This window comes from Sellimonas sp., assembly GCF_047234585.1.
GTDB classification, from domain to species: Bacteria; Bacillota; Clostridia; order Lachnospirales; family Lachnospiraceae; genus Sellimonas; species Sellimonas caecigallum.
The window spans coordinates 1-9,535 of sequence record NZ_JBKSWG010000047.1 but is presented as its reverse complement, the minus strand read 5'-3'; the positions used below and the strand labels follow the sequence as shown (position 1 = coordinate 9,535).

8 protein-coding genes are annotated in these 9,535 nt (G+C 46.6%); all 8 read right to left on the bottom strand.

Features of this window, described 5'->3' with window-relative positions; all coding sequences use genetic code 11:
• Positions 1-186: 186 nt before the first annotated feature.
• Positions 187-1,029, bottom strand: a complete 843-nt coding sequence (gene rfbD / locus ACLROL_RS11900) for a dTDP-4-dehydrorhamnose reductase (protein ID WP_413067914.1) — start codon at positions 1,027-1,029, stop codon at positions 187-189.
• A gap of 27 nt (positions 1,030-1,056) precedes the next feature.
• On the bottom strand, positions 1,057-1,608 hold the full coding sequence (gene rfbC, locus ACLROL_RS11895; RefSeq protein ID WP_087200098.1) for a dTDP-4-dehydrorhamnose 3,5-epimerase: 552 nt from the start codon (positions 1,606-1,608) through the stop codon (positions 1,057-1,059).
• Positions 1,609-1,623: 15 nt separating this feature from the next.
• Positions 1,624-2,499 (bottom strand): glucose-1-phosphate thymidylyltransferase RfbA, encoded by an 876-nt coding sequence (gene rfbA / locus ACLROL_RS11890; RefSeq protein WP_413067913.1) that lies wholly within the window; start codon positions 2,497-2,499, stop codon positions 1,624-1,626.
• An 18-nt stretch (positions 2,500-2,517) separates the two neighbouring features.
• Entirely contained in the window at positions 2,518-3,600 is a 1,083-nt protein-coding gene (rfbB, locus tag ACLROL_RS11885; protein WP_087200094.1) for a dTDP-glucose 4,6-dehydratase, read from the bottom strand.
• 72 nt (positions 3,601-3,672) lie between these two features.
• Complete coding sequence (locus ACLROL_RS11880) at positions 3,673-6,012, bottom strand: C39 family peptidase (protein ID WP_413067912.1); 2,340 nt, start codon at positions 6,010-6,012, stop codon at positions 3,673-3,675.
• Positions 6,013-6,028: 16 nt separating this feature from the next.
• Positions 6,029-8,323 (bottom strand): NlpC/P60 family protein, encoded by a 2,295-nt coding sequence (locus ACLROL_RS11875; protein WP_413067911.1) that lies wholly within the window; start codon positions 8,321-8,323, stop codon positions 6,029-6,031.
• Positions 8,324-8,335: 12 nt separating this feature from the next.
• Positions 8,336-9,244, bottom strand: coding sequence for a nucleotidyltransferase family protein (locus tag ACLROL_RS11870; RefSeq protein WP_287448399.1), 909 nt, complete (start codon positions 9,242-9,244; stop codon positions 8,336-8,338).
• Between the two features lie 127 nt (positions 9,245-9,371).
• Positions 9,372-9,535, bottom strand: a 164-nt coding sequence (locus ACLROL_RS11865) for an alpha-isopropylmalate synthase regulatory domain-containing protein (RefSeq protein ID WP_413067915.1), incomplete at its 5' end; no start/stop codon positions are given.

Genomic DNA, 9,535 nt, shown 5'->3' with positions numbered 1-9,535 from the left:
TTTCATGGATTGTGGCACTCATTTTTCTTTTCAACTGTCAAAGATGGGATTATATAAGATTTCCTATCTTTCCGCAAGTTCTTACATCTTAAAAATTTCTTATCGTGTAATATTTTCGTAATAATTTGTTAAAAAGAAAGAGGAAATGTCCGATTTTCCGGTCATTTCCTCTTCATTTTTCCTTTTTTATCGGATAATGTCAAGATAACGATGCAGCGCATCTTGCCAATCCGGAAGACGTTTAAATCCATTTTCTGTAAGTTTGTCCTTGTTCATACGACTGTTATGAGGACGTTTTGCTTTTGCCGGAAATTCTTCGCTTGTAACCGGATGAACATTCACATCCATTCCTGCCTGGCGGAAAATCTCCTCTGCAAATTCATACCATGTGCAGAGTCCTTCGTTTGTCGCATGGTATCTTCCGTATTTTTCCGTCTCGATCATGTCCACAAGAAGACGGGCAAGATCATACGTATAAGTAGGAGATCCGATCTGATCATTTACGACATTGATATCTTTATGCGTCTCTCCGAGTTTGAGCATTGTCTTGATGAAATTCTTTCCGTTGACGCCGAACACCCATGCAATCCTTACCGTGAAGAACTTCTCCACGTATTTTTCTACTGCCAGCTCGCCCTCGTACTTTGTGACACCGTATACATTAAGCGGCTCTCTTTCGTCATCCGGCTCCCACGGACGATCTCCTTCTCCGTTAAACACATAGTCTGTGCTGAGATAAAGCATTTTTGCATCGATCTCTCTGGCGATTTTGGCGATATTTTCCGTCCCTTCCGCATTAATCTTCCGGCACAGATCAATATTGTCCTCCGCAGCATCCACCGCTGTGTAAGCAGCGCAGTGGATGACTGCATCCGGCTTTTCAGCCGTCATAACCTTACGGACGATCCCTGCGTCCGTAATATCCATCTCTTCCACATCCGTCCCGACAGCAGTGTGTCCTCTTTTTACAAGCTCATTTACAACATCATGTCCCAGCTGTCCTTTGACGCCTGTTACCAATACTTTCATACTCCGGTCTCCTTTTGATTCTTTTCCTTATTTTCTGAACTCTTTGATTCCCGGCCATTTCTGGTCTTTTTCTGAAAGAATCAGCTCCATTCCTTCCGGTATCGGCCATTCCACGCCGATATCAGGGTCATTCCATGCCAGTCCGCCCTCGTCGTTCGGATGGTAGAAATCAGTGCATTTATACGCAAATTCGGCAACATCGGAAAGAACGACGAATCCGTGTGCGAAATTTTTTGGAATAAAAAACTGTTTTTTGTTCTCTGCGGACAGGACTACTCCATACCACTGTCCAAATGTCTCAGATCCTTCTCTGAGATCCACGGCCACATCAAACACTTCTCCGCTTATCACACGCACCAGTTTGTCCTGCGGATAGTTGATCTGGAAATGAAGACCTCTAAGGACTCCTTTTTTGGAGCAGGACTGATTGTCCTGCACAAATTCCATATCGATGCCCGCCTCTTTATAATCGTTGAAATTATATGTTTCCATAAAATAGCCTCTGTCATCGCCGAACACAGTCGGTTCGATCACTTTCAGCCCTTTGATAGGACATTCTGTCACTTTGATCTTTCCCATTTTGCTTCTCCTTTATTATTTTCCTAACCCTTCTGCCACCTCGATCAAGTACTGTCCGTACGCAGTCTTCAAAAGTGGCTGTGCCAGTTTAATAAGCTGCTCTTTATCGATGAATCCTCGTTTGTAAGCGATCTCCTCGATACAGGAAATGTAAAGTCCCTGTCTTTTCTGGAATGCCGCCACGAAATCCGCCGCATCAAGGAGCGCATCATGATTCCCCGTGTCAAGCCATGCGAATCCACGTCCCAGCGTCTCCACATGGAGATCTCCTCTCTCAAGATAGGCATTGTTGACACTTGTGATCTCCAGCTCGCCTCTCGCGGACGGTTTCACATTCTTTGCAATCTGTACCACATCATTGTCATAAAAGTAAAGTCCCGGTACTGCATAGTTAGACTTCGGATGTTCCGGTTTCTCTTCGATGGAAAGTGCTTTTCCGTTCTCATCAAACTCCACGACGCCATATTCTCTTGGATCACGCACATAATATCCAAAGATCGTCGCCCCTCTTTCCATCTTTGCCGCATTTAATAATACTCTGGAAAAACTCTGTCCGTAAAAAATATTGTCCCCAAGAACGAGTGCTACATGATCGTTTCCAATGAATTCTTCCCCGATGATAAACGCTTCTGCAAGACCGTTTGGCTTTTCCTGCACTGCGTAGGAGAACTTCATCCCCAGATCCTCTCCTGTTCCGAGAAGTTCCTGAAATCCAGGCAGATCCCTCGGTGTGGAGATGATCAGAACTTCACGGATCCCTGCAAGCATCAGCGTGGACAATGGGTAATAGATCATCGGTTTGTCATAGACCGGCATCATCTGTTTGGATACTGCTTTCGTGAGCGGGTACAGCCTTGTGCCGGAACCGCCTGCCAAAATAATTCCTTTCATTCTTATTCTCCTGTTTCTCTATCTGTTCTGATACATATCCTCGTAATATTTCTGGTAATCGCCGCTCGTCACGTTCTTCATCCAGTCTTCGTGTTCAAAGAACCACTGGATCGTAAGACGGATACCGTCCTCAAACTTTGTCTCCGGATACCATCCGATTTCCGCTTTGATCTTGTCCGGTGCGATGGCATATCTTCTGTCATGCCCTTTCCTGTCTTCCACATAAGTGATCAGATCTTCGCTTACAAGCTCTTTTCTCGGATCCCCGTCCGGCAGCATCTCCTTTAATGTATCAAGGATAATATGGATGATCTCAATATTCTGCTTCTCGTTGTGTCCGCCGATATTGTACGTCTCAAAAAGTCTTCCCTTTTCCTGCACCATATCGATTCCTTTTGCGTGATCTTCCACATACAGCCAGTCACGGACATTTTTTCCATCCCCGTATACCGGTAGTTTCTTTCCCTGCAGAGCATTGTTGATGATGAGCGGTATCAGTTTTTCCGGAAACTGGTACGGGCCGTAGTTGTTGCTGCAGTTTGTGATATTTGCCGGAAATCTGTACGTATCCATATAGGATTTGACAAGCATATCCGAAGACGCCTTGCTTGCTGAATATGGGCTGTGCGGATCGTACGGGGTTGTCTCATAGAAATATCCGCCGTCCTCGTCCAAAGAACCGTACACTTCATCTGTAGATACGTGGAGGAACTTTTTATCCTCTTTGTATACATTATCTCCGATCTCCCAGGCTGCCTTTGCCGCATTGAGCATGACCAGTGTACCAAGCACATTTGTCTTTACAAAGACATCCGGATTCTTGATACTTCTGTCCACATGGCTCTCCGCTGCAAAATGTACTACACGGTCGATATCATTCTCCTCAAAAATCCGGTTGATGGCATCTGCATCGCAGATATCCGCCTTTACAAAAGTATAGTTTTCTCTGTCTTCCACATCTTTCAAATTTTCCAGATTGCCTGCGTAAGTCAGCTTGTCCACATTGATGATGCGGATGCTGTCGCCGTATTTTTTGAACATATAATGAATATAGTTGGAACCAATGAATCCGGCTCCGCCTGTTACCAAGTATGTTTTCATATCGTTCCTCCAATTTTTTCTCTATCGTTCTGTATTATAGCACACCAGGAAGGAAAATAAAACCCTGCGTCTTTATTCGATTACCATTGCGTTTTTGTTCATCGTATTGTAGGAGCTCTCAAAACTCGAAAAACTATACTCCACTTTTCCTTCGATCGGATCATTTACTTTGACGACTTTCCTCGTCTTGTCATACCCTGTCAGCAGAACACAATGGGCTCTGCTTGCCCAATAGTATGTCGCACCGCCGCTGCTTCCGGCTTTGAACCATGTCGTCCCATCCATTCCGAGCGTCCCCCAGACTACTACCGGTATTCCACGGTCAATATAGGAAAACAGCTGCTCCAGAGAGCTTCCCGTCACATTTTTCGCTTTCCTGCTCGTGATATTCGCAGCTTTAAAATAATTTTCCGCCGTTGTACAGATTACAGATGCCCAGCATCCATATCCTCCCGTCTGCGATCCTGGATCTCCCATATACGCCAGATACGGATTGGTAGAGTGAAGCGGCCCTCTTGGCATGTATTTATAGCATACATCTTGTTTTGATACCATGTAGCCATTGTATCGAAGTGCCATGTAGAGGGAAATCGCCTCGCATCCGTTTGGGAATTCCGGATACTGATATGCAATCTCCACATTCAAATTTTTCCTCGGAACATACTCTTTGTAATATCCGCTGTTGGCCGGTCCAGCCGAAGTTTTCGCCTGGAAGAAAATCTGGATCGCCTCCATGCGATAACCATATCCTGTCGTCCCGGCACTCTGTCCGTTTTTCGCCCATCCAAGCCATCCGAACTGCTGCACATGGACACGGTAATAAACGTCATAATACTTGGAAAGAACTCCGGTAAGCTGAATCTGGATTGCTTCCATGCGAAGTCCTTGCCCGCTTGTCCCGGCAAGCTGGCCATCCTTTACCCAGTTTTGCCAGCCAATATTCTGGACATGACCTCGATATTGTATGCCGCCGTTCTCGCCGGCAACTGAGGCATTGTCGATCCGGATCCTTATTCCTTCCAGACGCAGTCCTTCTCCCACCGTGCCAAGCACTGTGTTGTTTCCCACTTCTTTGATATTTCCTTTTTTCTGGACATGACCGGAATATTTCAGATTGGACTGTGCGCATCCCTTCACATAATAGCTGGAATTATTCCCGGGTGCTTCCCCACTTTTCTCCACAAGAAAAACTTTGAGCGCTTCCATTCGGAATCCAAGCGCTTCACTCCCTGCACTCTGTCCATTCTTTGCATATCCCAGCCAGCCAAACTGTTGGATATGTGCTGTATAGTACACATCGTAGTATTTTGCAATCTCTCCAGTAAGCTCAATCTGAATTGCTTCTATTCGGAGGGACTGTCCCGTTGTCCCGGATAATGTGCCGTCTTCCATCCAATCTTGCCATCCGATCCCCTGCACATGGGTCCGATAGCGGATACCTCCATCGGGGTAGAATTGCCCCTCTGGAATCTCCAGTTTGAATGACAGCCCTTCTATCCGTTTGCTCTGCCCTTCTGTTCCGATGAGTTCTCCTTCGCCCACTGCCTGCTGGTTCCCATAAGTCTGGACATGGGCCTGCGCGGACAACACATTTCCCGGATAAGCCTGAACATAATATCCTTGATTTTCCCCTGGCGGTTCATCACTCTTTTCTGCAAGCACGATGCGGATAGCTTCCATCCGATACGAGAATCCCTCTGTCCCGGCTTGCTGCCCATTTTTTGCGTATCCAAGCCAACCGCCCTGCTGCACATGAACGGAATAATACAGATCGTATATCTGTGCAAGATCCCCTGTGAGTTCTGCCTGAAAGGCCTGCACAAAAGCATCGTTCTCATTTTTTCCGGCGTACTCCCCATTTGTTTTCCACTCTTGCCAGCCGCCTGTCTCGCTGTATACCCGATAACGGATCTCGCCGGAGAGGGCATTTGGATCACTTTCTGTCCCAAGTTTCAAAGAGATTCCTTGAATGCCCTGCCCTTGTCCGATACTTCCGGCCGCCTCTCCATCGGCTGCCTGCGATATCTCCTGGTTAGGGAGTTGGACTTCATACTGAAGAAATACCTTCTGATTCGGAATTTCTTCTATCTCTTCTAGATCTTCTTCGGTCTCTTCTTTTGTTTCCTCTGTCTCAGTATTCGATTCTTCCCCTGTCTCAGTGTTCCATTCTCCCCCCGTCTCTTCCCCTGTATTTTCTTCTGTATCCACAGGATTTTCTTCTGTATCTACAGGATTTTCTTCCTTCGGTAAATTTCCCAAATCTCCGGACTGGTCGATTTCCTGTTCTGGCACTTGCGTTTCTTTCAGTCGATCCGTACCGACAAAAGTATCGTCTGCCGCATATACGATCGGTATCTGTGTAAAGAAAAGCGCTGCTGTCAGAACAACTACCGCTGTTTTCTTTCCCCTCATCTCTCACATTCCTCGCTTACACAAATGGCCTTGCAACGCCGGCAATCAAGGATCGATGCGAATTCTTTACCGGCCACACTACCACTTTATCCGGCCAAGATTCTATTACCTGATCATTTCCAAGATAGATCGCCACATGGATGATCGTTCCTGATGAATTCTTGTAAAAGATGAGATCTCCTCGCTGTCTTTCGCTGTAAGCGACATGTTTCATCGGCAAAGCCCAGAGATTCCTGCACTCGTATTCATAACCTGGCTGCGAATGACGGATGGGGCTTACCGGAGCAGGATCGATTCCAGATGCATAGAGCGCCTGCATGACTAGTCCGCTGCAGTCCAGTCCGTGATTAGGATCCCCAGATGCCCCGATAATGTAAGGGTTCCCAAGATATTCATACGCTGTGCTGATCATCGCTTCGATACAGTCCTGCCTTGTACTTGCAGGATTTGTTTTCAGCGGACTTGCGTATGCTCCCAGATTCTTCCATGCCGACTCACTGTATCCCATTGCCTTCCATGTGGCAAGGTCTACCACCCCGTTTGCCGTGAGACCATGGCTTTTTTGGAACTGTTTTACCGCATTTATAGTCGTACTGTCCATGATAGCCCGTCTTCCGGAAAGCCCCAGCTTCTGCTGCACATACCACACTTTCAATCCCATATATCCACTGCTCAGATTGTAATCGCCTCCGGTCAGTGTTTTCTGAACATGCCGGATCTGAAGGTACTGAGGCGGATTTTGGTACCGATATGTATCGTAAAATGCCTGCCCTGTCTGAAAGGCCTTTTTGTCGTCATATTTTCCTACAAGGACGACCTGTATGGCTTCCACACGGAGAGACAGTGATGTTGTCCCGGCTTTCTCTCCATTTTTTGCCCATCCAAGCCATCCGAAATCTTCTGCCTGAACACGATAATAGATGTCATAATAAGAACTGATCTCGCCACTCAGACGGACTGCGATTGCCTCAATCCTCTTGCTTTGATTCTGTGTGCCGGCAAGTTCTCCCTCGTTTTTCCAGCTCTGCCAGCCGATATCCTGAACATGAGCCTGATACTGCACTGTACCCTTAGGAAGACCTTCTCCGGAATCATCCAGGCTAATCTGGAACGCCTCCAGGCGTTTGGATTTTCCTACTGTCCCAAGTGTCTGTCCGCCTGACACCGCTGCTACATCGCCGATTCCCTGAACATGGCCGGAGTAAGTAAGTTGTGCATTGCTGTATTTTTTCAAATATGGAACAGCGCACGATCCCGGAGCCGCCTGTCCCTTCGGTACTAGCTGCACCTGCATGGCTTCCATTCGGTAGGAGTAGGCCGTTGTCCCTGCAATCTCACCGTTTTTCGCCCAGTCGAGCCAGCCAAAATTCTGGATATGTGCGCGATAGTAAATGTCATAGAGTTCTGCAATTTGACCCTTCAGGCATATTTTGACCGCCTCGATTCGTTTTCCTTCTCCATTTGTTCCGGCTCTCTCTCCATCGCTTTTCCAATCCTGCCAGCCATCCCCCTGGACGTGGGCAGTATATTCGATACTTCCTTCAGAATATCCTTCCATTCCTTTCAGGCACATCGAAAATGCCTCCAGACGCTTCTCCTGCCCAATAACCCCAAGGATATTTCCTCCTTGTACTTCCGCAATGTCACCGATATTCTGTACATGGCCGGAATAATACAGCACATTTTTGAGATAACCCTGCCCTGTCTCTATACTTTCCTGTGAATTTTTTTCTACCAGTCTGAGTTCCAGAGCTTCCAGACGCCGGGAAAACCCTTCGCTTCCTGCGTACGCACCGTTCTGCACATACGGGAGCCATCCGTAACTTTGGATGTGAACCCGATAATAGACGTCATAATGTTCTGCCATTTCCCCAGTCAGACGAATCTGAATCGCCTCCAGACGTTTGGATTCTCCGCTTGTTCCGGCCGTCTCGCCGTCTGCTTTCCAATCCTGCCAGCCATGTGTCTGCACATGGACACGATATTCAATGCCACCTTCATACGGCTGATTTTCCAGATTGATCTGGATCGCTTCCAGACGTTTGGATTCTCCGTTTGTTCCGGCTGTCTCACCGTCCGTTTTCCAATCCTGCCAACCGTATGTCTGCACATGGACACGATAAGAAAGGTCACATTCTTCGGCAGACGGAGTTTCCTCGATTGTCCCCTCGTTTGTATCTCCGGAATCTCCGTCTGTATTTTCTTCTGCCTCAACAGCTCCTGCATCCTGCGCTGCGGATACCGGAACACCCGTACAAAATACTGCTGCTGCCAGCATAATGGCAGCTGTACATTTCCACTTTTTTCTCATTCCCACACCTTCTTATATAGAATAAACACCTTGGTCGATCAATTCTCTGATCGCACGTACAACGCCTTCTTTATCTTCTTTGTAAGTTACCCCAAACCATTTGTCTTTTGAATGGAGTACCTTTACCTGAGCCTTTTCTTCCTTCAGAAGATCTCCGATGATCGTCGGAAGCAAATATTCTGCTTTCAAATCTTCCTTATCGGTTTTCTCAAGAAATTCTGAGAACCCTTCCTCGAGAATGTCAAAAAATTCCGGCTGAAGTCCCCACATGTTCATAGACACTTTAGCATTCAGGCTGATCTCTTCTTCTCCCTTTTCAGACATTGCCACTGCTGCCTGTCCTTTCCGGACAATATTGTGTGTTTCCACAATCTCTGTCAGCATTCCATCATCATTCACTTTGCAGACGCCTCTTGTAACTCCGCCATTCTCACTTAACGTGTTTTCCAGGACAAACCCTACCATGCAGATCTGTTCTTTTTCGCTTTCCTTTTTCTCTTCGTTCAAATAGCGATAAGCCTCACGATACGCTTCTTTTCCGTAGTAATCGTCTGCGTTGATCACAAGAAACGGCTCTTTTACCTTTCCTTTACAGCTCAGGATTGCCTGTCCGGTTCCCCACGGTTTTGTTCTGCCGGCGAATTTTTCTCTGTATTTTTCCGGGATATCATCAAGCTCCTGAAATGCGTATTCTACATGAACCTGTTTTTCGATTCGGTCTCCTATTACTTCTTTAAAGTCTTTTTCCAAATCTTTTCGGATCACGAATACAACTTTGTCAAATCCCGCTTCCATGGCATCTTTTATGGAATAGTCCATAATGATTTCTCCGTTTGGCCCAACTGGCTCCAACTGCTTGATTCCGCCTCCAAATCGGCTTCCGATTCCTGCTGCCATGATCACTAAAGCTGCTTTACTCATGTTTTTGCTCCTTTTCCTGTATTTTTCTTTATTATACTGAAATTCCGATCTGATGTCCATCAATATGGGCAAGTCTTTAAAATGGAAACGGGCAGGAATCCATGATTCCAGCCCGTTTCCCCTATTTCTATTCTTGTTCTTCCAGTCTGTTGACCGCGCTGAACATCGCGCGGAAACCTGCCCGCGTGATATTGGAGCTAACTCCTACGCCATATGTTTCTTTTCCCGTCTTATTATTTCTCGGGAGTTTGACAGTTGCATAATTAAAATAGTACGTGAAGGCCGCATAAA